The 24575-nt window shown below is 57.5% G+C and carries 20 protein-coding genes and 1 pseudogene; 6 read left to right on the plus strand and 15 right to left on the minus strand.

Annotated features, from left to right (window positions below; genetic code table 11):
* Positions 1–78: 78 nt before the first annotated feature.
* Positions 79–282, minus strand: coding sequence for a Dyp-type peroxidase domain-containing protein (locus G5S47_RS06155; protein WP_006681436.1), 204 nt, complete (start codon positions 280–282; stop codon positions 79–81).
* A gap of 473 nt (positions 283–755) precedes the next feature.
* Here G5S47_RS06155 and G5S47_RS06160 point away from each other — a divergent pair, with 473 nt between their 5' ends.
* Positions 756–2429, plus strand: coding sequence for a fumarate hydratase (locus G5S47_RS06160; RefSeq protein ID WP_006681437.1), 1674 nt, complete (start codon positions 756–758; stop codon positions 2427–2429).
* A gap of 298 nt (positions 2430–2727) precedes the next feature.
* Here G5S47_RS06160 and G5S47_RS06165 read toward each other — a convergent pair whose 3' ends face one another.
* The 4 genes and pseudogenes from G5S47_RS06165 to G5S47_RS06175 all read right to left on the minus strand — a co-directional run bounded on the left by G5S47_RS06165 (position 2728) and on the right by G5S47_RS06175 (position 6965).
* Positions 2728–4404 carry a phospho-sugar mutase gene (locus G5S47_RS06165; protein ID WP_219585403.1) on the minus strand — a complete coding sequence of 559 codons (1677 nt, stop codon included), beginning with the start codon at positions 4402–4404 and terminating at the stop codon, positions 2728–2730.
* A gap of 4 nt (positions 4405–4408) precedes the next feature.
* On the minus strand, positions 4409–5062 hold the full coding sequence (gene deoC, locus G5S47_RS08540; RefSeq protein ID WP_006681440.1) for a deoxyribose-phosphate aldolase: 654 nt from the start codon (positions 5060–5062) through the stop codon (positions 4409–4411).
* A 27-nt stretch (positions 5063–5089) separates the two neighbouring features.
* Positions 5090–5608 (minus strand): annotated as a pseudogene (locus tag G5S47_RS08545) (BMP family ABC transporter substrate-binding protein); the annotation flags it as partial.
* A gap of 226 nt (positions 5609–5834) precedes the next feature.
* Complete coding sequence (locus G5S47_RS06175) at positions 5835–6965, minus strand: GuaB3 family IMP dehydrogenase-related protein (RefSeq protein ID WP_103631657.1); 1131 nt, start codon at positions 6963–6965, stop codon at positions 5835–5837.
* Between the two features lie 145 nt (positions 6966–7110).
* On the opposite strand from G5S47_RS06175, the gene G5S47_RS06180 reads away from it, so the two are divergent.
* Positions 7111–7848 carry an exonuclease domain-containing protein gene (locus tag G5S47_RS06180; protein WP_257878426.1) on the plus strand — a complete coding sequence of 246 codons (738 nt, stop codon included), beginning with the start codon at positions 7111–7113 and terminating at the stop codon, positions 7846–7848.
* Between the two features lie 194 nt (positions 7849–8042).
* Here the strand turns inward: G5S47_RS06180 and G5S47_RS06185 are convergent, their stop codons facing one another.
* The 4 genes from G5S47_RS06185 to G5S47_RS06200 all read right to left on the minus strand — a co-directional run bounded on the left by G5S47_RS06185 (position 8043) and on the right by G5S47_RS06200 (position 12737).
* A complete protein-coding gene (locus tag G5S47_RS06185; RefSeq protein WP_040318656.1) occupies positions 8043–8732 on the minus strand; it encodes a transaldolase family protein in 690 nt (229 codons plus the stop codon).
* 137 nt (positions 8733–8869) lie between these two features.
* Entirely contained in the window at positions 8870–10396 is a 1527-nt protein-coding gene (guaB, locus tag G5S47_RS06190) for an IMP dehydrogenase (protein ID WP_006681445.1), read from the minus strand.
* Positions 10397–10446: 50 nt separating this feature from the next.
* A complete protein-coding gene (locus tag G5S47_RS06195) occupies positions 10447–11721 on the minus strand; it encodes an AGE family epimerase/isomerase (RefSeq protein WP_103631659.1) in 1275 nt (424 codons plus the stop codon).
* A gap of 83 nt (positions 11722–11804) precedes the next feature.
* Entirely contained in the window at positions 11805–12737 is a 933-nt protein-coding gene (locus tag G5S47_RS06200; protein ID WP_103631661.1) for a MerR family transcriptional regulator, read from the minus strand.
* A 316-nt stretch (positions 12738–13053) separates the two neighbouring features.
* Between G5S47_RS06200 and G5S47_RS06205 the strand changes: the two genes are divergently transcribed.
* The 3 genes from G5S47_RS06205 to G5S47_RS06215 all read left to right on the plus strand — a co-directional run bounded on the left by G5S47_RS06205 (position 13054) and on the right by G5S47_RS06215 (position 15158).
* Positions 13054–13350 carry a WhiB family transcriptional regulator gene (locus tag G5S47_RS06205; RefSeq protein ID WP_006681448.1) on the plus strand — a complete coding sequence of 99 codons (297 nt, stop codon included), beginning with the start codon at positions 13054–13056 and terminating at the stop codon, positions 13348–13350.
* A 120-nt stretch (positions 13351–13470) separates the two neighbouring features.
* Entirely contained in the window at positions 13471–14316 is an 846-nt protein-coding gene (locus G5S47_RS06210) for a DsbA family protein (protein WP_219585405.1), read from the plus strand.
* The gene (locus G5S47_RS06215) at positions 14313–15158 is read left to right on the plus strand and encodes a cytochrome c biogenesis CcdA family protein (RefSeq protein WP_006681450.1); all 846 of its coding nucleotides are present in this window, start codon (positions 14313–14315) and stop codon (positions 15156–15158) included. The genes G5S47_RS06210 and G5S47_RS06215 overlap by 4 nt, the downstream gene beginning before the upstream one ends.
* 81 nt (positions 15159–15239) lie before the next feature.
* Here the strand turns inward: G5S47_RS06215 and groES are convergent, their stop codons facing one another.
* Positions 15240–15536 carry a co-chaperone GroES gene (gene groES, locus G5S47_RS06220; RefSeq protein ID WP_006681451.1) on the minus strand — a complete coding sequence of 99 codons (297 nt, stop codon included), beginning with the start codon at positions 15534–15536 and terminating at the stop codon, positions 15240–15242.
* Positions 15537–15934: 398 nt separating this feature from the next.
* Between groES and G5S47_RS06225 the strand changes: the two genes are divergently transcribed.
* Positions 15935–17164, plus strand: coding sequence for a THUMP-like domain-containing protein (locus tag G5S47_RS06225; protein ID WP_006681452.1), 1230 nt, complete (start codon positions 15935–15937; stop codon positions 17162–17164).
* Between the two features lie 164 nt (positions 17165–17328).
* Here the strand turns inward: G5S47_RS06225 and tsaD are convergent, their stop codons facing one another.
* The 5 genes from tsaD to G5S47_RS06250 form a co-directional block, all read right to left on the minus strand.
* The gene (gene tsaD / locus G5S47_RS06230) at positions 17329–18384 is read right to left on the minus strand and encodes a tRNA (adenosine(37)-N6)-threonylcarbamoyltransferase complex transferase subunit TsaD (RefSeq protein ID WP_103631663.1); all 1056 of its coding nucleotides are present in this window, start codon (positions 18382–18384) and stop codon (positions 17329–17331) included.
* A gap of 76 nt (positions 18385–18460) precedes the next feature.
* Positions 18461–18730 carry a hypothetical protein gene (locus G5S47_RS06235; RefSeq protein WP_103631665.1) on the minus strand — a complete coding sequence of 90 codons (270 nt, stop codon included), beginning with the start codon at positions 18728–18730 and terminating at the stop codon, positions 18461–18463.
* A gap of 262 nt (positions 18731–18992) precedes the next feature.
* A complete protein-coding gene (locus G5S47_RS06240; protein WP_103631667.1) occupies positions 18993–21329 on the minus strand; it encodes a bifunctional metallophosphatase/5'-nucleotidase in 2337 nt (778 codons plus the stop codon).
* A gap of 512 nt (positions 21330–21841) precedes the next feature.
* Positions 21842–22585, minus strand: coding sequence for a succinate dehydrogenase/fumarate reductase iron-sulfur subunit (locus tag G5S47_RS06245; RefSeq protein ID WP_101627616.1), 744 nt, complete (start codon positions 22583–22585; stop codon positions 21842–21844).
* Positions 22582–24561 (minus strand): fumarate reductase/succinate dehydrogenase flavoprotein subunit, encoded by a 1980-nt coding sequence (locus G5S47_RS06250; protein ID WP_219585407.1) that lies wholly within the window; start codon positions 24559–24561, stop codon positions 22582–22584. The genes G5S47_RS06245 and G5S47_RS06250 overlap by 4 nt, the downstream gene beginning before the upstream one ends.
* Positions 24562–24575 lie beyond the last annotated feature (14 nt).

Raw genomic sequence — 24575 nt, forward strand, 5'->3', positions numbered from 1 at the left:
GTCGAGCAAGGTAGCGAAAATAAAGGAGGCGCGGCCTCGTCGAAGACAACACGACCGCGCCACATTGAAACTTTTCGCTCAGGCGAACAGCTTCTCACCCACGTAGGTGTCGGAATCCTTCACGCCCGGCAACACAAAGTACATGCCGGTCGCGATGTGCTGGAGGTACTCCGTCATCTGGTCGTTCACCATTTTCGACAGGATCGGAATGAAGTTCGTCGAAGGATCACGGACGAAAGCGATGAAGAACAGGCTGGCTTCGAGGCGACCCAGCTTGTCCACCTGCTCTTTTACCGCGCTTGTTCACCACCACCCGCTCTTCTACCACGCTTGTTCACCACCACCTGCTCTTTTACCGCGCTTGTTCACCACCACCCGCTCTTCTACCACGCTTGTTCGTCGCTTCACCCCTCCAATCAGGCAGGAAAGGTTAGGCAAACCGTAGAGATATCCGCAAAATACGTAGCCCGTTAAGCGTCGCAAATCCGCGCCACAGACAAGGAAAGACACGAGGAATGTGGGCGCGGCCTCGTGAATTCATCAGTGCACGTCACCGAATTATTCGCACCAGCTTGCGAAAAATAAAAGGCGAGAAAAACACCAAAAGATCTGACGCTTTCAAACGGGACAACGGTCCCGAATTGGTGAACAAGCGCGCAATAGCGTGGGGACGAACACGGCGTTTTCTGGGCGCAATCCAGCACACGGAAACTGCCAGATCTACTGACTGACACATTCCCTTCCAAGGAGTCCTAATGACCGAGTTCTTCTACGAAGACATGCTGCCGCTGGGTGAAGACACAACCGAGTACCGTCTGCTCACCACCGAAGGCGTCGAAACCGTTGAAGGCCCTGACGGAACACAGTTCCTCAAGGTTGCCCCCAGCGCACTCGAACTACTGGCGAAAACCGCGTACCACGACATCTCGTACTACCTGCGCACCGCGCACCTCGAACAGCTGGCGAAGATCCTCGAAGACCCGGAAGCATCCGCAAACGACCGCTTCGTCGCACTCGACCTACTGAAGAACGCAAACGTTGCCTCCGCAGGCGTTCTGCCGATGTGTCAGGACACGGGCACGGCCATCATCAAGGGCGAACGTGGCCAGCGCGTCATCACCGAAGGTGTGGACGGCAAGCCCCTGGCGCACGGTGTCTACGACGCCTACACCGAGCTCAACCTGCGTTACTCACAGAACGCTCCGATCACCATGTACGAAGAGAAGAACACGGGCTGCAACCTGCCGGCGCAGATCGAACTCTACGCGGACACGCAGGTCGGTCACGAGCTCGACTACCACTTCCTGTTCATGGCTAAGGGTGGCGGTAGCGCAAACAAGTCGTACCTGTACCAGATGACGAAGGCAATCCTTGATCCGGAACACATGATGCAGTTCCTGGAAGAAAAGATTCGTTCCCTCGGCACCGCAGCATGCCCGCCGTACCACTTGGCGATCGTCATCGGTGGCACCTCCGCTGAATACGCGCTCAAGACCGCGAAGTACGCGTCCGCTCACTACCTCGATACGCTACCGACCACCGGTTCGGAACTGGCGCACGGTTTCCGCGATGTCGAGATGGAAGACGAGGTCTTCAAGCTGACCCAGCAGATGGGCATCGGCGCCCAGTTCGGCGGCAAGTACTTCTGCCACGACGTCCGCGTCATTCGCCTCCCTCGCCACGGCGCATCCCTACCGGTCGCCATCGCGGTATCCTGCTCAGCTGACCGCCAGGCAAAGGCAAAGATCACGCCCGAGGGTGTCTTCTTGGAGCAGCTCGACTTCAACCCCGGCCGTTTCCTGCCGGCAACCGACCCGTCTGAGCTGGGCGAAGACACCGGCGCCGTGTCGATCGACCTCGACCGCCCGATGAGCGAAATCCTTGCCGAACTGTCGAAGTACCCGGTGAAGACGCGCCTGTCCTTGAACGGCACGATGATCGTTGCCCGCGATATCGCCCACGCGAAGATCCGCGAGCGCATCGAAAACGGCGAGCCGATGCCGGAATACATGCTCAAGCACCCCGTCTACTACGCGGGCCCAGCGAAGACTCCGGAAGGTATGCCGTCCGGCTCCTTCGGCCCGACGACCGCGGGCCGCATGGACTCCTACGTGGATCAGTTCCAGGCGCTCGGCGGATCCATGATCATGGTCGCGAAGGGCAACCGCTCCAAGCAGGTCACCGACGCCTGCCACAAGCACGGCGGTTTCTACCTCGGCTCAATCGGTGGTCCGGCTGCTGAACTGGCCGCAAACTGCATCAAGAAGGTCGAACTTCTTGAATACCCGGAGCTCGGCATGGAAGCCGTGTGGAAGATCGAAATCGAAGACTTCCCAGCCTTCATCGTCGTCGACGACAAAGGCAACGACTTTTTCGCGGGCACGCAGGAGGTCACACTGACGATCGGCAAGCGCCCCGGCATGTGCTGATTGTGTTTCTGCCGGCGGGCATCGCGGTTGCGTGGTGTCCGCCGGCAGTGGCGTGTCGGCTTCGTGATTGAGATGAACGAGGCTGTCGCCACGCCCTACCTCGCGCTTGTTCACGGGCGGAGCGAAAACCGACGAGCATGAAAATGGGCTGCGGCAAATGCGCGCTTGTTCACGTTCCTTCCGGTTCAAGTGCGCGCTTGTTGACCACTCAATCAACCTCAGAGGGGAATGACATCACCGTCGGCGGTGAACAAGCGAAGTCCTCAGCAAGTAAGTCGGTGAACAAGCGCGGTCGGGACTAAATTCCGATCGCGAGCGCGAACTCGGCCTTGATGGTTTCGAGTCTCGCCCGAGCCTCGTCCCACGGCACTTCTCCGCCACCTGGAGCATCGAGAATGACCTCAAGGTAGCACTTGAGCTTCGGCTCGGTGCCGGACGGCCGAGCGATGACGCGGTCGTTCGCCTCAGTGGTGACCATGATCGCGTTCGTACCCGGCAGGCCGTCCCACCCCTGAGACATGTCGACGACGGAGACGACCGACGAGCCCGCGAGCTGCGACGGCGGGTTCCCGCGCAGACGATCCATGCCCTCGGCGATGAGACCGAGATTCTCGACGCGGAAGGTGAGCGGCATCGTCACGTAGCAGCCGTAGGCGCGAGCCATTCGCTCGAGCTCGTCCTGGCCGGTGTGGCCCTGCGCCTTAAGCTCGGCGAACAGGGAGGCGGCGACGACCGAGGTCGAGATGCCGTCCTTGTCGCACACGTGCTCGGGATCGGGGCAGAAGCCGATGGCCTCCTCGTAGCCGAAGACGATGCCCGGGGTGCGGGCGATCCACTTGAATCCCGTGAGGGTGTGGCGGTAGTCGAGGCCGTGCGCCAGGGCGATCCGCTCGAGCTGGCGGCTCGACACGATCGAGTTGGCGAAGACCCCGCCCTTCGGGGCCCGCCCGGCCAGGAACTCGCCGAGGATCGAACCGGTCTCGTCGCCGGTGAGCTGACGCCATCCGCTCGCCGAGGCCTCGTCCGGAATGGCGAGGGCGCAACGATCGGCGTCGGGGTCGACTGCGATAATGAGGTCCGAGCCGTGCTCGCGCGCATGCGCCATCGCCAGATCGAGGGCGCCGGGCTCCTCCGGGTTCGGGAAGGAGACGGTCGGGAAATCGGGGTCGGGCGCCGCCTGCTCGGCGACGAGCGACACCCGGGTAAAACCCGCCTCCTTGAGGACGCGCTCGGTGAGCGCTCCGCCGACGCCGTGCATCGCGGTCAGGGTGATCTTGAGGTCTCCCCGGTGGTCGCCGGCGGCCAAGGCCGCGGCGACTGCAACGTAGTCGTCGCGCGGATCGACCTGCTCAATGCGCTCCTCGTCCTGGGGGACCTCGTCGGCCGGGGCGGCTGCCGCGATGGCGGTGGCGATGCCAGCGTCGTGCGGAGGCACGATCAGGGCGCCCTGACCGGCGTCGGTGACGATGCTTCCGCCGAGGTAGACCTTGTAGCCATTGTCCTTGGCGGGGTTGTGCGAAGCGGTGATCATGATGCCCGCGTCGGCGTCGAGGGCGCGCACCGCGAAGGAGGTGAGCGGGGTGGGGTGCGAGACGGGGAGGGCCAGAGCCCGGCAGCCCGCCGCCGACACAACGCGCGCGGCCGCACGGGCGAAATCGACGGAGCCGTGCCGGGCGTCGCAACCGATGACGACGCGAGGTTCGCGCTCGGTTTGCGTCTTGAGGTAGGCGGCGAGGCCCGCGGTCGCACGGATGACGACGGCGAGGTTCATCCGAGATTCACCCGGGCCAATCTCGCCGCGCAGACCCGCGGTGCCGAACTCAAGGGGCCCGTTCATCGCGGCCCGCAGTTCGGCCAGGGCGCCCTCGTCACCCGCCGAAGCGGCCTCGACGGAAGCGAGGAGCGCTGAGGAGGTCTGGCCGTCCGGATCATGGGTGGCCCATTCGCGGGCCGTCGCGAGAAGCTGATCGTTCATCGTCTCACTCTTCGATCCCCTCGAGGATCGCGACCGTCGCAGATACGCCGAGACGCGAGGCTCCGGCCTCAATCATGGCGAGCGCGGTCGTGGCATCGCGGATCCCGCCCGAAGCCTTGACGCCAAGGCGGTCGCCGACCGTTTCGCGCATGAGCTTAACGGCGTGCACCGAGGCGCCACCGGCGGGGTGGAAGCCGGTGGAGGTCTTCACGAAGTCGGCCCCCGCGTTCTCGGAGGCGCGGCAGGCCATGACGATCTCCTCATCGGTCAGAGCAGCGGACTCAATGATGACCTTGAGGACGCGTGGAGCGGGGACGGCGTCGCGCACGGCGCGGATCTCAGCTTCGAGCTCAGCCTCACGGCCTTCTTTCACGAGGGCGATGTTGATGACCATGTCGACTTCGTCGGCGCCGTCCTCAACGGCGCGCGTGGCCTCGGCGGCCTTGATCTCAGGCTTGACAGCGCCCGAGGGGAAGCCCGCGACGCAGGCGACCATGAGGCCCTCGGGGGTCTCGAGGGGCAGCATGGAGGGCGAGACGCACACCGAGTAGGTGCCAAGCTCGGCGCCCTGGGCGACGAGGGCCGCGACATCGGCGGCGGTCGCCTCGGGCTTGAGGAGGGTGTGGTCGATCATCTGGGCGACTTCAGTCTTCTTCATGGTGGTGCCTTCCTCAGATCTGCGCCAGGGTAGCGCGAGTTCCATCATCGGGGTGAACGCTGTCTCGCGTTCCTTTTCGGTTGTGGCTTCGCCCGGGACGAGCGAAGCCAAGACGGTGAACATGCCGAGCGCTTCGACTTCGGCGTGCGCGGCGGTGGCGTACAGACCCGCGGATTCCATTTCGACGGCGAGGATCCCCATTCTCTGCCAGCGTTCGTTGAAGGTCTCATCAGCGTTGACGCCGACGGTTCCTGTGCTTGTCGTTCCCGCTGCAAGATATCCGGCAATATAGCTGGGGTACAGGGTGTTAAAAACGATGGTGCGTAGATTCACTGCGTATTGCGTGGGCTCCGGCTCGGTCACGTTGCGGTAGTCCTGCGCATCGACCAGCACGAACTTGGTCTGGTCGAACTCATCTGCGAGGGCTTCTGCCTGCTGATCGATGTTCGAACCCGACAGGATGATCAGCTGGCACCCGGCAAGCGCCAATATGATTCCGCCGCTCGCCACCATGATCGCGGTTGCACGCTGAAGGTGAGTGCGCATTGATTCCTCAGCTGGTTAGGATTGTGAGCGCTTGACCATCGTGGGGAGAGCCGCGGTGGACATGTTGGCGCGTGATTCATTGAGCCTATCAAAAACCGGCTTTCCAATGATTCACGAGGCCGGGCCAGCCTCACGTTTACACGCGAAACTGCCCCGGAGCGTAGCGCATCTGACGCTTGGCAGAACCAGGCGCTACAAGTGAGCGCAAACGGACAAAACAGATAAATCAGTGACCGCTTGGCTGATAGGGCGAGACCACCACATCCACCTTCTGCAAGTCTTTGACTTCCGAATAGCCGGTCGATGCCATGGTTCTCTTCAGGGCACCAACAAAGTTCAGGGAACCGTCTGCACGCGTCGAAGGACCGTAGAGAATCTGCTGCAGGCTTCCGGATGTGCCTACGTGAACACGCTGACCGCGAGGCATGTCTGGGTGCGTGGCCTCGGAACCCCAATGCCAACCGCGCCCGGGCGCTTCTTCCGCGCGAGCCAGAGCGGCACCCAGCATGACCGCATCCGCACCACAGGCGATGGCGCGCGATAAATCACCAGAACGCCCGATGCCACCGTCAGCAATGACGTGAACGTAGCGTCCTCCGGATTCATCCATGTAATCGCGACGCGCAGCGGCCACATCGGCGATTGCTGTTGCCATCGGGGCGTGCACGCCGAGCGATTGACGGGTCGAGTGTGCCGCTCCCCCGCCAAATCCGACAAGAACACCGGCGGCACCCGTGCGCATCAGATGCAACGCTGCCGTATTCGTGCAGACTCCACCAACAATGACGGGGACGTCGAGTTCATAGATGAACCGCTTGAGGTTGAGGGGCTCAGATCGGCTGGAAACATGTTCTGCAGAGACTGTTGAGCCTCGGATGACGAAAAGGTCCACGCCCGCATCGACGACTGCTCGCCAGTACTTTTGGGTACGCTGAGGCGACAACTTACCTGCAACAACTACGCCGGCTTGCCGAAGTTGAGCGAGGCGAGCAGTGATAAGCGACGGCTTAATTGGTTCCGAATAGATCTGTTGGAGTCGCGCAATAGACTCGTCTTCTCCAAGATGGGAGATTTCTTCGAGAAGCGGCTCCGGATCTTCGTAGCGCGTCCATAGACCGTCCAGATCTAGAACACCCAACCCGCCGAGTTTTCCGAATGCGATTGCTGTTTCGGGGCTCATGACCGAGTCCATGGGGGCAGCCATGATCGGAATATCGACGTGGTAGGCGTCGATTTGCCAGCCGACGTTCACATCTTCGGGATCGCGAGTGCGCCTTGAGGGAACCAGGGCAATATCGTCCAGACTGTAAGCGCGTCGCGCACGCTTTCCACGACCAATTTCAACTTCGTTGCTCACGACTTGATACTAACCACTTTGGGGCGCTGACATGCGCTTTTGTTGATGATTGCAGCGTGGGTGCGATGAGGTAATCGACGAGGCCGGCTTCGCCGACCTGATGATTGCCATTTTGTTTCTCCATGGTTTAGGCGACACTAGTTCCATGAATGAAAACACTTCTTGGATTGATCAGCCTTGGCTTGGTTTCGACACAGAGACAACCGGCACAAATCCTCTTTCGGATCGCCTTGTCACTGCTGCGCTTGTTTTGCGACGCGGGGGTATCAACCCGTCTGGCCCTGACGAAGTTGTCACATGGCTAGCTAATCCCGGGGTAGAGATCCCTGAAAGCGCCAGCGCTATTCACGGGATTTCCAACGAAAAAGCTCAAACCCAGGGACGGAATATTTCCGAGGTTTTAAATGAGGTTGCTGATTCTTTGGTTGCGCACTGGCAACGCGGATTCCCTGTTGTTGTCTTCAATGCGGCGTTCGATATTACGTTGATGAATGCCGAGCTCACTCGCCATGGTCTGCAGACTTTGGAAGAACGCCTTGGTGGCCCTGTTGGACTCATTCTTGATCCGATCGTCCTTGATCGTCACTTCGATAAGTACCGGAAGGGAAAGCGAACCCTGACCACCATGGCACCGCACTACGGTGTGGATCCGGATCCGAATGCTCACACGGCAGAAGTTGACGTTTCGATGACATTAGACGTGTTGGCGAAGATTGCCCAGGCGTTTGGCGCTCCGCTCACGCTAAGCAGTGCTCATGCGTTGATGGCATTGCAGGCCAGCGCTTTTAAAGAATGGGCTCAGGGTCTTGAAACCTACTTTGCACGTCAGGGTAAACCCCAGCAGATTGATTCCCAGTGGCCACAAAGGGCTCTCAATAGCTGAAGGGGTTAGCATCCCCATCATTAAACGGGTCGGTTAATGAAAGAGGTCGATGACCCAATAGAACGCCCTTGTTGCTATCGGGTCACCAGTCTTCAGCGCGCTGTAACTTCCATGTGCGGGCGCGACTTCGTCCCATAGGTGGGACTGATTGGACGCGTGGTGGTCAGCGCTAAGCGCTGACCACCACTGTGACGTCACTTGGTATCGATCAGGTCTTTCCATGTGCGCTTCTCACCGACCAGAAGGCTGAAGTGCTTGTTCTGTTCAGCGATCGCCGCATCGGTTGCGGGATTCTTAATCAGTGCCGCAAGAACCTCGGGGGCAGCAGTGATAGCACCAACGCCCTGGCGGACCAGTTCAAGAACCTGTTCAGAGTTCTTGAAGGACGCAGCTAAAACATCAGCTTCCATCCCATACGACTTCAGCGTGCGGTGGATTTCGCTAGCAACGCGAACACCATCAATGCCGTAGTTATCCATGCGGTTCACGTAGGGAGCAACATAGCGGGCACCAGCCTTTGCTGCCATGAATCCCTGCATCGAAGAGTGAATGCCTGTTGCCGTCACCTGCATGCCCTCTGCGACAATGCGAGGAATTGCCGCGAAGCCGTCGCGAGTGACAGGAAGCTTCACAAATAGGTTGCCACCAATTTCTTCCCGCAGAGCACGCGCTTCGGCAACCATATCGTCGGCTCGTTCCGACACGATCTGAACATGCAACTGCGACCCATAGGGCAGCAAATCTTGGATCTTATGCAGAACATCCAAAGGCTCTTTGCCCTCGCGGTACAAGATGGTCGGGTTAGTCGTAACACCGTCAATCGGAAGGTAGGACAGTGTCTGTTCAATTGCTTCGACGTTTGCATAATCGATCAGGATGAGCATGTGCGCGATCCCCTTTTCAACAGTGTGAAAACATGTTCCGACAGGTTCAGATTAATGCCCATTTTGGCACAAAAATAGGACCCCCGTCGCATGCGTGAAACCGCCTGCGACGAGGGTCAATACCTGTCAAACGTTTATCAGCGAGAAGACCCTGACGAATGGTAGTTCGGAGCCTCGCTGGTCATCTGCACATCGTGCGGATGAGATTCGCGCAGACCTGCAGATGTGATTCGAACAAAGCGACCATTCTTCTTGATCTCCTCGATCGACGAAGCACCCAGATAGAACATCGTCTGATGCAGGCCACCAACAAGCTGGTAAATCACCGAGGCAAGTGAACCAGTGAACGGAACCTGCCCTTCAATACCTTCTGGAACGATCTTGTCATCACTGGTGACATCGGCCTGGAAGTAGCGGTCCTTCGAGTAGGACTTGCGACCACGCGAACTCATTGCGCCCAGCGATCCCATACCACGGTAACGCTTGTACTGCTTACCGTTCGTGAAGACAACCTCACCCGGGGACTCTTCACAGCCGGCCAGAAGCGAGCCGAGCATGACCGTATCAGCACCGGCCACAAGAGCCTTACCGATATCACCCGAGTACTGCAGACCACCGTCAGCGATCAGCGGAACACCGGCGGGCTTACACGCTTTAGCAGCCAAGTAAATTGCAGTAATCTGCGGGACGCCCACGCCAGCAACCACTCGGGTGGTGCAAATCGAGCCCGGGCCAACACCAACCTTCACCGCATCGACACCGGCATCAATCAGCGCTTGAGCACCTTCAGTGGTTGCGACATTGCCACCGATGATCTGAACGCCAGCGAACAACGGATCCGCCTTAATACGGCGAATCATATCCAGCGCAAGCTGGGCGCCACCGTTAGCCGTATCAACAACAAGAACGTCAACACCTGCTTCAGCGAGCGCGGTTGCACGTTCCCACGTATCACCCCAATAACCAACAGCAGCGCCGACAACCAGACGACCACGGTCATCCTTCGTCGCGTTCGGGTACTGCTCGGTCTTCACGAAGTCCTTGACCGTGATCAAGCCGGTCAACCTATTATTCTCGTCAATAATCGGAAGCTTCTCCACTCGATGCTCAGCCAGCAAAGCCTTCGCATCTTCACGAGAAATACCAACCTGACCCACAACAAGATCCTCGCGCGGGGTCATGCAATCGCGAACCTTCAGCGTTGCCCACTGGGATTCAGGGACAAAACGCAGGTCACGGTTCGTGATGATGCCAACAAGACCATTTTCTTCGTCAACAACAGGAAGACCAGACACACGATAGTGACCGCAAAGCTCATCAAGCTGTTCGATGGTCGCATCGGGACCAACAGTCACAGGATCTTCAACCATTCCAGATTCGGAGCGCTTCACCTGACGAACATGCTGCGCTTGTTCTTCAATCGAAAGATTGCGGTGAAGGATGCCAATACCACCCTGACGAGCCATGGCAATCGCCATACGAGCTTCAGTCACAGTATCCATTGCTGCAGAAAGCAACGGAACACGCAGGGTAATTTTCTTCGTCAGCCGCGACGTAGTGTCAACAGTGGATGGAACGACGTCAGTCAGCTCTGGGAGCAGAAGAACGTCATCGTAAGTAAGGCCAGTCAGTGAGAACGGATCATGCTCTAAAAAGTCTCCCATGAGCCAAGTCTAGGCTGTGGCTCAAGCCGGATAAAAACTTCGGACGAACCTCACAATTCCGAGTGGTCGTGTGCCCTCACCTGCGCTAATGCCGCCGCGAATCCCGGATACAAGCCAATACGAGGCAACAGCAACATCTGACCGACATGGTAGGCATCAGCCTTGCCTGCCCAGACAGTTTCACTCTCGTGTCCATCTGCGTCGACTTCATGGATCCAGCGTCCCGGGCCAGCATGAATGACCTGATCCGCCCACGCCACATAGCGAGCGAAACGCTCCGACTGGACCATGACGTCGTCATCATTACCTAGTTCTTCACTGACTTTACCCAGAGCGAGCGTTGCATTCACAGCTTCGCAAGCAACCCAGTGCATGCGAGTATCCACAACAGTCTTTCCATCAAAGTCCGTCGTGTAAACGATCCCACCCTTTTCGCTGTCCCAACCATCCTCATCCGCTCGATCAACAAGGCAATGCGCAACGTCATACATCCATTCACTCGGAGTATCCCCGCACGCAATGAGTGAGGCTCGACCATGCAGGATCAAACGCGCCCACTCAAACCCGTGTCCCGGAGTTGCACCGTAAGGACGGAAAGGATCAGCGGGATTTTCAATGAACATCTCGGGACAAACAACCCAGTTTTTATCGAAGTGCTCAGGCAAGCGCCAACCAAAGCGAGCACCAAGATCGGCAACAAAACGCATCATTTCGCGCGCACGATCCAACCAACGTCGTTCACCCGTCGCATCGAAGGCAGCAAGATACGCCTCGACCGTGTGCATATTCGCGTTCAGACCTCGATATTCTTCACACTCGCTCCAGTCGCGGTTCCACGAGTTCGCGACGCGCCCATACGACGGTTCCCACCAGTGCGCATCCTGATCGGCAAGCGCTTCATCAAGCAACGCCCGGCCTCGTTCATGCCCAGCCAAATAGGAAGCGGCAGTCGCGAGAATCACGAACGCGTGCGCATAGGCTTCCTTGCGGATCGGCTCAACCGGGCGAGCATGTTCCCCAGTCGCATCCAGAGCGGAGAACCACCCGCCGTATTCATCGTCATGCAACGAGGTGGACAGCGCATCAAGCCCGTGCTCGACAAGACCAGACACTCCCTGGACACCACGCATCTCAGCAAGTGCAAACACGTACGTCATTCGACACGTAATCCACAGCTCAACGCCCTTGGACTCTGTAATAGCACCATCGGCATCCAGATAACCGAAGCCAGCAGGGCACGCTGAAGCTGAAGCGAACTCAACAAGCGCAGAGAAATCAGCATCAAAAGCGCCGATAAGAGCGGAATCATTCCAGGGGGTCTTCATTGTCACTCCCGGTCAAAAGATGTGCGTAACACCGATAAAGGTATCACTGCCTCAAGTTTCGATGAGAGGTTCTATGGGACTTGTTAAGACACAACCGAGGAAAGATCAACACCGGGCGCAAGTACCGCAAGAGTTTCTTCTACGCCGGCAGCAATTGTGCGCACGCGCAGGACGCGCTCATCAACGACCTTCGGAGCATCCGCGCCAACCAGCATGACATCAAGGTCAAGATCAGTAGTAAGACCATGAATAAATTTCTCGCAGGTTGCTCCAGAACCCATGACAATAGCCAACACGACCGGGCGTTCTTCGGTATGAAGCGCAACGCGAGCACACGCTCCCTGATCATCAACTGTCGCAGTCGAAACGACGCGCACATCGATGCCGTACCAGCCAAGAGCAACACCAAGAACGTGCGCTCCCAGCTCGTGGACAACGTCCGTAAGAACAACAACAGCCCCCGGGGCTGTCTGAGGAGAAACGCACTCGCTAGCAAACTGAGCAAGCACATCAAGGAAAGCGTTTTGAAGAATCGTAGACGGCGCACATCCAGGTTTCTGCCCGCATGTGGAGGCACGCAAGGTGTCGAGCGCTGGGCTGACTAAGCGACTCCAAGTATGAACAAGCCCCTCGTCGCCCACCGCGGAACGAAGGACATTCTTCAGCTGATGCCCGTGGCAGGCTGATACACAATTCAGTAGTTCAGAAACCGTATGAGGAACGGGCAGGTCTTCTTGACGTGAACGCGCAGGGGCCGTCGCCAACACGGTAGCGGCAGCATCTGCGGGAGAAACCCCCTGATGCACAAGGTCAACCATCGCGGTCAAACGCGCAACATCGCTGGCACGATAGCGACGATGAGTTCCTGCTTGGCGTTCATCTGGGCCAAGACCATAGCGTCGTTCCCAGGTGCGAAGAGTCGAGGGGGAGATTCCGAGACGAACGGAAACAGCAGTCACTGTCAGCGGAGCATCGACGCCTGAATCAGCTGAAGACGCAAGATGTGCGCGAGGCATGTCGTTTCCTTTCCGCTCGCCAGCTACCAACGTTTTTATTCAACGTTGTTCACCCCTACAACGATTGTTCACCGAAGAGCGAGCTTTCGCCACCGGAGCGAAGAAGATGTGTCAAGTAAGTGAGACAAATCTTCTTCATGGCATTCCGCATGTTTTGTAGCGATATATTCAGATTTTTCTCAGGTTTATTGCCTTTTCTGAGAAATAACTAAGAATGTATGAACGGGTCTTGAACAACTTACGAACAATATCTAAACTGATGGAGGCTGCTCGCGAAGAAGTACTTCGACTGGCAGTCACCGAATGAGAGGTACACATGTCTGACGTTTCACGTCTCCCCGGCCCAATGATCGACGCTTGGGATTGGCAGTACGACGGCGCATGCCGTGACCTCGACACCGAGCTCTTCTTCCACCCTGAAGGCGAACGCGGTTCAACGCGTCGCCGTCGCGCAGCAAACGCAAAGGCAATCTGCGCAACATGCCCCGTGATCGACCAGTGCCGCGAATACGCGCTGGCATCACAAGAGCCCTACGGCATCTGGGGCGGAATGACAGAAGAAGAACGACGCGAAGAAATACGTTCATCGCATCGTCAGCGTCGAGCGTCGTAATCTACCCCAGTCTTACAGAGGCGTCGCGCACATAGCGCGACGCCTCTTCACTTCTCATGCCACACTAAAGAATCATCGATAGTTTTCACTATTCCCCAACAACCAATCGGAAGCGAAGTCGTGACATCACCAGTTGTTTCATCCCAGCCACGCCGTAAATCCCGATCGCTCATCATTTCGATCGCACTCATCATCATTGCAGCATTCGTCCTTGCCGTCAGCATTTGGACAACTAGTGGAAACAAGCAAGCAGATTCGGCAGCATCAGCGCAATCGTCAGACTCGACGCACACTCAATCTGCCCAATCTGCATCAGCGACGCCAGGAGCCTCGTCCGCTGCCGCGGCGGCCGCCGACGTTGACCCGAACGTCGCAGCACCCAGTGAGAAGAACGCAGAGCTCCTTGCAATCATTCGATCCGCACCCAAGCGCGACGCCAACGACAATCAGGCCAAAGGCGCTCTGGGCGCTCCGGTTGTCCTCACACTCTTCTCTGACTTCTCCTGCCCCTACTGCACGCTGTTTGCTAAAAAAATCGAACCCCAACTTGCCGATCTGATCGAAGACGGAACTCTTCGCATCGAATGGCGCGACCTGGCACAGATCACCCCCACGTCCCCCTTAGCAGCTCAAGCGGGACGTGCGGCAGCCGATCAGGGCAAGTTCTGGGAATTCCACGACCTGCTGTATCAGGCAACCAACGAACACGAACACCCGGAATACACCGAGGAATCTCTCGTCGCATTCGCTGAACAAGCTGGCGTTTCAGACATCGACACCTTCCGCGCCACGATGAATGCGGCCGAAACCGTTCAGGCTGTCGCCAACGCGAAGAAGGAAGCCTACTCCATCGGCATCACCGGCACACCTTTCATGTTCATTGGGGACACCTACATTTCGGGCTACCGCGATTACGAGTATGTGCGCACAACGATTGAACTTCAGGCGGAGGCCGCCCGTTCATGACTTTGACCCCATTGGCTGCCCTGCTCGGTGGCGTATTGACGGTCTTCGCCCCCTGTTCGGTGATGATCCTGCCAGCATTCTTCGCATACGCATTCCAGTCGCGTTCTGCACTGCTACTGCGCACCGGAATCTTCTGGCTGGGTTTGCTGACTTCTCTTCTGCCTTTGGGCGTACTTGTCGGCGCGGCGGGATCAGCTCTGCGCGATCACCTGGATCTGATCACACGCATCTGCGCCTTCATCATCATCATTCTTGGCATCGTTGAGATTATCGCTCTTGAAATCCCCACGCCCCATCGCAAGGCGTCGGCGGGAGTACGCAAAGAACGTGATCGCACTCATCCTCTGTCGATCTACCTTTTGGGGCTCACCTATGGCTTTGCCGGTATCGGTTGCGCTGGGCCAATCCTAGGGGCCGTTTTGGTGGCCGCAGGTATCGGAGCTTCGCCGGCAACAGGCGCTGCTCTGATGGCTCTGTACGCCACTGGCATGGTTGTTCCTCTGGCAGTGCTCGCATTGGCGTGGCAGTCTACGAATTTGTCCTCAAGCACCTGGTTGCGTCCCCGCCCCCTTCGACTATTCGGTCGCGATACAACGTGGACGAACGTCGTCTCAGGCATCGTTTTGGTTGCGCTGGGCGCGGCGCTTCTGGTCGCTGGCATCGCGAATCCACTTGGGGGATTGATTTCAGCAACGACCTTGGCTTCGTGGGAACAGTCTCTGATGCGGTTCGGTTCGACGATTCCTACGTGGGCAATGATCACAGTTGTTGTCTTGGTGATTGCCGCCGCGTGGTTCGCGTGGCCTCGTCGGACAAAGGAGACGGAAACAAACGCCGCGTAGTTCTTTGCTGTTCTCGATACAGTGTGGGCCTGGCACCTGAGGTGCCAGGCCCACACTGTTTGTCAGTGGTGAACTCTAGGTTCAGCGCTCAACGATTGCGAGGACGTCGCGTGCGGAGAGGATCTGGTATTCCTTGCCTTCGTACTTGACCTCGGTACCACCGTAGCGCGAATAAATCACAACGTCGCCGACCTTCACGTCGACGGGAACGCGGTTTCCATTGTCATCAACGCGGCCAGGGCCGACTGCGATAACTTCGCCTTCCTGTGGCTTTTCCTTGGCGGTATCCGGGATAACCAGGCCAGAGGCGGTGGTCTGAACTGCCTCGACCTGCTGGATAACAATACGGTCTTCGAGGGGCTTGATGGAGATCGACACTGTCGCTCCCTTTCTTCTTGAAAGTTTCCGTCATCCCTTCCCTGCCGTCGCGGGGGTCAGGGGCAGGATCGCTTCGCGGTTTTCACCGCTTCATGCATGAGCATATTCCGCCTCTGGCACTCGAGCAACCTGAGTGCCAAACAGTTCACTTTCAGCAGATTTCCCACCGCGCTTGTTCACCAAACCACCCACCTCCACCACCGCGCTTGTTCACCAAACCACCCACCTCCACCACCGCGCTTGTTCAAGAAAAGCAACCAGTTCATGTGCGCGGCCTCGTCCCCAACATCTGAAATCCAGACGCACTAACGCTGAACAAGCGCACTCAATCGGGGAAAGCAAATGCCCAACGATGTGCGTAAACGTCGAACAAGCGCGGTCCGTGGCAGAATCGGAGGGTGAATTCTTCCCTCGATCCTGTTCTGACGCGCGAGGGGTGGGACCTGCTTACCCGCCTGCAGGCCCTCCCGCACACAACAGAAGCAGACCAGGCACACTTGAACGCGCTCTTACGGAAAGAAGGGATCGAGCCGGCACTCGTGTCAGCGCTCCTCACCCAATTGGATCTGCGCGTTCACGCTCACACGAAGTTCGGCGAATTTGCCAACCATATGATTTTCACGCGCGACGGACTGGAGCAGGCAACGCGCCTCAATGTCGCCGCACACCACGCTGGGCGGTTTCGGGACAGCGGAGCAACCTACGTCGCAGACCTCGGATGTGGGATTGGTAGTGACTCGCTGGCGATTGCCGGCCTAGGATTAAAAACGCTCAGCGTCGACCTGAATCCCGATGCCGTCGCATGCGCAGCAACCAACCTGCGCGATTTCCCGGACAGCGACGTGTTACTTGGGAATGTCCTGGATCTTGACATTCATGAGCTTGCCGACCGTGGCGTCGACGCCATCTTCGCTGATCCTGCACGACGCACCGGAGCAAAACGCGGATCCAGACGTCTCATGAATCCTGAATCCTGGTCTCCCTCACTTTCAACGGTACTGGGCTGGCGCGAGGCAATTCCCCGCGTTGGCATCAAAGTCGCGCCCGGAATCACCTATTCGGCTCTGCCTGAAGACGCGTGCGTGCAGTGGACAAGCGTCGATGGATCCATAGTCGAGGCGGCAATTTGGACTGGCCCGCTCGCCCACGATGGCTCGGGTCGGGTTGCGTGCGTCATCAAGGGATCGCGGACGTTCACCTTGCGCGCAATTCACGAGGCCCCAGCAAACGCTCCACTTATCCCGACCCCTGTCGGGAAGCTGGCGGATTACTTGGGTGAACCCGACGATGCAGTGATTCGAGCCGGGCTCATTTCAACGCTCGCCGACCAGTTGGATGCACACCTGATCTCTGAGTCGATCGCGTATGTGAGTGCGACTGAGGCAACGCCGAGCGAATTCATCCGCTGGTTCAAGGTCGAAGATGTCGTCACGTTGAAACCGAAAACAATTTCCGCTGCTCTTCGAAGCCTTGGCATCGGACGCATTGAAGTCAAGAAGCGAGGCGCCGACATTGACCCTGCGACACTGAGGCGTTCACTCAAGCTCTCAGGCGATAAGGACGGCGTCGTCATTGCCACGCGCATCGAGGGACGTCACCGCGCGATCATTGCAACGCGTGTCAGCTGATCCGCGCACACATGCGCAGTGATGTGACGGTAAGTGGCCTCGTCAATTAACGTCTTCGCGCCACCGACGCGCCAACCTGAACGGTGAACAAGCGCGACCTCACCCCACACAAACGGTGAACAAGCGCGGTGGTGATTAGGCGCAACCGATAGCAAAGAGGAAGATCAGGCACTAGGCAACATTGACGTCTGCGTCAGAGGCATGCCCGAATCTGGCGAGAAATTCCAATCCGACGGAGCAACACCTGCGCGAACAAGCTCCGACCCCATCGCAGCGATCTGCGCACCGTTATCCGTGCAGAAACGCAACGGGGGCAGGCGAACCTCAAGCCCAGAAGCCTCAGCACGCTCAGCAAGAAGCGCACGCAGACGAGAGTTCGCAGAAAAACCGCCACCCACAACGATCGTCTGGCACCCCGTGTCCAACGCCGCGCGCACTGCTTTAGCGGTCAGAGAGTCATTCACTGCCTCAGAGAAGCCTGCGCACACGTCTTCAGCGTTCACAGCTTCACCGCGAGCCTCGGTACCCTCTATGTAGCGAGCAACAGCGGTCTTCAGACCGGAAAAGCTGAAATCGTACTTGTGACGCTCTTTATCCTTGCCACCGGACAAACCGCGCGGGAACTTAATGGCATTCACGTCGCCAGCCTGGGAGAGCCGATCGACGTGCGGCCCACCCGGGTAAGGCAGATTGAGCAGGCGTCCAACCTTATCGAAGGCTTCGCCGGCAGCATCGTCAAGCGTGCCACCCAGTTCTTGAACGTCGGTTGCAATGTCGTTAACCAGCAAAATATTCGAGTGACCACCGGAAACAACCAGACCGATAAAGCGCTCAGGGAGCGGGCCGTCAGCAAGCTTATCGACAGCAAGATGGCCGATCACGTGGTTCACACCGTACAGGGGCTTACCAAGGGACGAGGCAAGCGCCTTCGCAGCACAAATACCGACCGTCAAAGAACCAACGAGGCCCGGACCACCAGCAACAGCAATCGCATCCACGTCATCAAGCGTCACGCCAGCTTCATCAAGCGCCGCATTCAAGGTTGGGATAAACGATTCAAGGTGAGCGCGCGACGCAATTTCTGGGATGATACCACCGTAGCGGGCATACTGATCCATCGATGTGGCCGTGCGGTCGACGAGCAGTTCGCACCCGCGCACAAGACCAATGCCAGTTTCGTCGCAGGTGGATTCGATTCCGAGGATGAGTGGTTCCTTCACCCTTCCAGTTTATGCCGGCAAAGAACGAGGCCGTGAATCCAAATGTGTGACATCTGCGCCGTGGCACGGACCGCCATCACTGTGAGTTTTCTACGGGGTCATCATCCTTCAGTGGAGTCCGCTTGTTGGCAACGATCATCGCAACACATGCAACGGCGAAGGCAACAAGCGACCAGGGGAGTGCTTTATCCGCGGTGACCTTGATTGCATCCGAGCCGAACACCAAGCCGAGCAGAAGCAGGATCGACAGAATCGCGAAGACAATCATTGCTCCGATAGCAATCGATGATGAAACCTTGTAGCGACGAGTGTGAGTGTTCGGGCCTGTTTCGTCGAATTTCTCCATTGAAATCACCTTCCGCATCGACGCCGAACAATGGCGCTGACCAGCAGTTTTACCTGCTCTTATTCTAGTCTCTTCTGCATTAAGTAGTCGGCGAGATAAGGTCATCCATCCGCAGTTCGACGCTTGATCCCAAGTCGAATTCGGTGAACATGCGCGTCTGACGGTTCAACATCAACACAGGCAAGCTCCCCAGAAGAAAGAAACTACCAATCCAACTTCTGGGGAGCGTGTGCTTCAGGGTTTGAGGTTGTTTTCAGCAGAGTTAGTGACGCTTGCGGGCTAGCACGAGCATTGCTCCGGCCCCCAGCAGAACGGTACCGAGAAATGCAGGCAGATCATTTGCACCAGTCTTGGCAAGCTGCTTGTGTGGCTTCGATGCAGGGGCAGGAACGTCCCCACATTTCACCGGAATCGTCAAACCGGCAGACGCTTCAATGACCGGACCGAAATCAGTCTCGACAACAACCGGAGTTGCCACGATTTCTCCGGATTCCTTACCTTCACAGGCACCGTTTGCAACAACAGAAACAGTCGCACGTCCCGCACCATCGGTAGTGATCACGGAACTTTCATCTGAAGAGTGTGCTTCGACGAGCGAATTATCAACATTTTCTTCGGAAGCCTCCCCTCCAATCGCGACTCGCACCTTCTTTGTGATCGAAGGACCTTCAGAGAAGGACAGCCCGCGCAGAGCAATGTCAACTGTGGCACCATTCTCAACGGGCCCCTCAGGGAGGGTGATACCGATAGAGGACTTCAGCGCACGCGGAGCCACATTCTTATTCGAATGCTCACCGAGATACTCATTGAACTTATCCCGATCCAAATAGCCACTATTCATAAAGGCGCCCTTCTTAAACGCGTCAAAGGAATCGCCACCCGTCAGGATGTAAGAATTCGATCCGATCGTGTATTCCGTTGTGTCATTAAGAGGCTCGCCATTGATAGTCACTGAGGTGATACGGTGTCCCACCTCAGCGAGAGGATCATAGGTGTAGTGAACGTTAGAAGAAAGGCTGAGCTTGAGAAGCGGTCGAGAATTCTGCTCTGAGAGGGCCTTCCACTGCTGCTCGAGCGCAAGTTTGAAATCTGCACCTGTCAGTGTCACATAGCCGAGTTCGTTCGACCACGGCAAGACATCATATGTTTGCTTGTAGGTAATTTCCCCTGCTTCGTTCGGAACTAGATCCGCACGCAAGTCACCGGCAACGACGACACCGATATCTACGCCCTTACCCGAAGTGGTCGTGATCTTATCCTTGAACATGTCAGCGACGAAATCGCCGAGGCTCGATTCGATACCACGGTTTGAGCCAGCAACCGGATCCTTGTCGGGAGCAGCGAAAACTCCTCGATTGAAACGCTGTTGATAGCCTGTACCTACAACGCGATTGCCCGCTTGTGCGGACTTGCTGACAGCGTCGTCAACGATTGCCTGTGTCACTGCGTCATCTCCACAATCAGCGACTGTTGCAGCGGAGATGATCTGAGCGTCTGCCTTGACTACCTTATTATTCGTAGTGTCGTAGCTGATACGAATCAGACCGAGATTGTCTGTGTAGGAGCCCGAAGCAACACCAGCAAGCAGCGAGTTCTGAGAATCAAGTTTCTCTACAGAGTCAACCTTGTCGAACTCGTAGGGGACGTGCGTGTCACCACCCATGATGCCATCAACGTCAGCAGACACCTTCGGATAGTTGTTTTTCACATCATCATCAAGCATGGCGATGACAACCTGTGCGTCCCCATCAGACTTGAGCGAAGCAGCAAGGCTATTGATCTTCTCGATCGGATTCGTGAACGTGAGTCCATCGGTTACCCCTGGGCTCAGCTTGGAAGGAACATCCTCAGCAATGGCACCGATGAACGCGACCTTGACGCCCGCCGGAGAATCCCAAACCTTGTAGTCACCGAGATAGGGTTTCGTTCCTGAATCCCAAGTCCCCATTCCCTGAACGTTGGCCCCAAGATAAGGGAATCCCACCTGAACGTATTCAGCGGGGTTCGAACCATCGACGCGCTGTTTGAACACTGCTTGCCCCATGTCGAATTCATGGTTGCCAATGGTAGAAGCGAGAGGATCAAGCGTATTGAGGGCCGCGATCGTCGGATTGTCCTTCAATGAACCAGAGGTGTAGGGAGAGGCTCCGATATTGTCACCAAGCAGAGTAAAAGAGGAGTTCGGGTTATCGGTGCGTGCTTTCTTCAGATAGCAACTCATCGCCGAAAGCCCGGCCTCTGTGACTTTTCCTGATTTGTCCTTCACTTGCTCGATATGCCCGTGAACGTCAGTGAGGGTGTAGAGGTTGAGCGTGACAATGTCTCCCCCTGCGCGTGCTGGCTGAGGAGCTGATTCTGTTTCAGAAGAGGTGACTAAAGCACCAGAGTCGGACTTCTCTTCTGCTGGGGTATCCGGCTTCCCAGATTCGGGCGCAACAGGGAGCACATTATCTTCAGAAAGAACAGGGCTTACGCTTTCTTCAGTCTTCGCCGGACTTTCAGGCACCTCAGCATTGGGGGTAGCCTGCGCAGCAAGTGGAGCTAAGACGAGCACCGCGCTGGCACATCCGCCGATCAACGCTTTCGTACGAGTTCTCATATGCTTTCCTTCTTCGTGTGGCTCGCATCTTCACGAGCCTCTCTGTGTTGTATGGGCAAATGCCCAGGGATTGAAGTATGCGCTACTGCAAGCAAAGGTGAAAGGTATATTCTCGCGAGTTAGAAATAGGTGGTTGATCGAACTGTTGAAACATCCGGAATACACAGACCTGCAGTTAAAGAAATAGGCAAATAGAAAGGGATAATGTGGCCGCTTCCGATTCATAGCGGCTCATGTTCACAGACAACCTCTTGAACTGTGGGCAAGGCAAAATGCACGCCGAAATCCTCTCGATTATCATGTCGTTCCCTTACGAAAGCAACTGATTTGATACGTAAGTGTTACCTTACTCACCACCTGTGAGGGTAACAATAACTCGCTTGCTAATGAATAACAATCGAGGCCAGCACACACCCACTCTTCAACCTCCCTCTCGGTAATGCATGCAAACATAAATGAAAGCGGGGTCCCGGTGGAAAACCACCGGGACCCCGCAAAGGCCACGAGCCGGATCAGATGCCCTTCAAAGCAGCCTTTCCGAGCTGACGGTTCAGCGTGGAGATGACGTCAAGCGGGATCTGCTTCGGGCAGACCGCAGCACACTCACCGATGTTGGTGCAGGAGCCGAAGCCCTCTTCATCCATCTGGTTGAGCATGTTGACAACGCGCTTGTAGTTCTCCGGCTTGCCCTGGGGCAGAAGCTGGAGGTGTGTCACCTTAGCCGAGGTGAACAGCATCGCCGAAGCGTTCGGGCAGGCTGCCACGCAAGCGCCACAGCCGATGCATGCAGCCGCTTCGAATGCGCGGTCTGCGTCCTGCTTCGGGACCGGGGTTGCGTGAGCATCCGGGGCCGCACCGGTGTTGACCGAAATGTAGCCACCAGCCTGGATGATGCGGTCCAGTGCGGAACGGTTGACAACCAGGTCCTTGATGACCGGGAATGCTTCTGCACGCCACGGCTCAATGGTGATGGTGTCACCGTCATGGAAAGTACGCATGTGAAGCTGGCAGGTCGTGGTGACCTCTGGGCCGTGGGCAATGCCGTTGATGACAATGCCACACTGACCGCAGATGCCTTCACGGCAGTCAGAATCGAATGCGATGGGTTCTTCACCACGTGCGAAGAGTTCCTCATTGAGGACGTCGAGCATTTCAAGGAAGGACGACTCCTCGGAGATTCCCTTCACCTGGTACTCGTGCATCGCGCCACGGTCCTCGGGACCATCTTGGCGCCAGATCTTCAGTGTCAGGTTCACTTGTAGCTCCGCTGCTTCAGCTCGATGTTGTTGTAAATGAGGTCTTCCTTGTGGAGGATCGGTGGCTGGTCTTCGCCACCCCACTCCCACGCGGCGACGTACAGGAACTTGTCGTCATCACGAAGCGCTTCACCTTCGGGGGTCTGTGACTCGGCGCGGAAGTGGCCGCCACAGGATTCCTCGCGGTGAAGAGCGTCGATGCACATGAGTTCACCAAGCTCCATGAAGTCGGCAACGCGACCAGCCTTTTCGAGGGACTGGTTGAGCTCACCAATGGATTTGCCAGGAACGCGAACGTTCTGCCAGTAGTCTTTGCGAAGTTCGCGAATCATACTGATTGCCTTCTTCAGGCCTTCCTCGGTGCGCTCCATACCGCAGTATTCCCACATGATGTGGCCGAGTTCCTTGTGGAAGGAATCAACCGAGCGGGAACCGTTGATCGACATCAGGGTGTCGATGCGCTTCTGAGCCACAGAGAGAGCTTCGACAACGTCAGCGGACGATTCGTCCAGCTTCGGCAGATTAAAGCACTTGGAGAGGTAATCGTTGATTGTGTTCGGCAGGACGAAGTAGCCGTCCGACAGCCCCTGCATGAGCGCGGATGCACCCAGGCGGTTGGCGCCGTGGTCGGAGAAGTTGGCTTCGCCAGCAACGTACAGACCGGGAAGGTTGGACTCGAGATCGTAGTCAACCCACAGCCCGCCCATGGTGTAGTGGACTGCCGGGTAGATGCGCATCGGCACCTCGTAGGGGTTGTCGCCCGTAATGCGCTCGTACATATCGAACAGGTTGCCGTACTTCGCAGAGACGGCGGCCACACCCATGCGCTCGATCGCATCGGCGAAGTCGAGGTAGACGCCGCGGGCGACGCCGGCGATCTTCGGGCCGACGCCACGACCTTCGTCACACATGTTCTTTGCCTGACGCGATGCAATATCGCGGGGAACCAGGTTGCCGAAGGACGGGTAGATGCGCTCCAGGTAGTAGTCGCGATCCTCTTCGGGGATCTGACGCGGGTCCTTTTCGCAGTCTTCAGCCTTCTTGGGAACCCAAATACGACCATCGTTACGGAGGGACTCCGACATGAGGGTCAGCTTCGACTGCTGATCGCCGTGCTGCGGGATGCAGGTCGGGTGGATCTGCGTAAAGCAGGGGTTACCGAAGTAGGCACCCTTGCGGTATGCGCGCCAGATTGCGGTGGCGTTACACCCCATCGCGTTGGTCGACAGGAAGAAGACGTTGCCGTAACCACCGGTTGCCAGGACAACTGCGTCAGCGACGTAGGTTTCCAGCTTGCCGGTTGCCATGTCACGGGCGACGATGCCACGGGCGCGACCATCGGAAACGATGATCTCAACCATTTCGTGGCGCGAGTATTCCTTGACCGTGCCGGCTGCAACCTGACGTTCCAGCGCCTGGTAGGCGCCGATCAGGAGCTGCTGACCTGTCTGGCCACGCGCGTAGAACGTACGGGAGACCTGGACACCACCGAAGGAGCGGTTGTCGAGCAGACCACCGTATTCGCGCGCGAACGGAACGCCCTGTGCGACGCACTGGTCGATGATGTTCGCGCTGACCTCTGCCAGACGGTAGACGTTGGTTTCGCGGGCGCGGTAATCACCACCCTTAACCGTGTCGTAGAAGAGGCGGTAGACGGAGTCATTGTCGTTGCGGTAGTTCTTCGCAGCGTTGATACCACCCTGCGCAGCAATAGAGTGCGCGCGACGAGCGGAGTCCTGGTAGAAGAACACGTCGACGTTGTAGCCCATTTCGCCGAGCGAAGCGGCAGCAGCGCCACCCGCAAGGCCGGTGCCTACGATGATGACACGGAGCTTACGACGGTTAGCCGGGTTCACCAGAGCGGCGGAGAACTTACGCTGTTCCCAGCATTCGGCGATTGGCACATCAAGAGGAGCCTTGGCGTCAGCGATCTTCTCGCCTTCACGGTAGAGGCCCTTGATCAGGGTTTCAGTCATGAGTAATCAGCTTC

Source organism: Schaalia turicensis (assembly GCF_019380255.1).
Classification (GTDB): domain Bacteria; phylum Actinomycetota; class Actinomycetes; order Actinomycetales; family Actinomycetaceae; genus Pauljensenia; species Pauljensenia turicensis_A.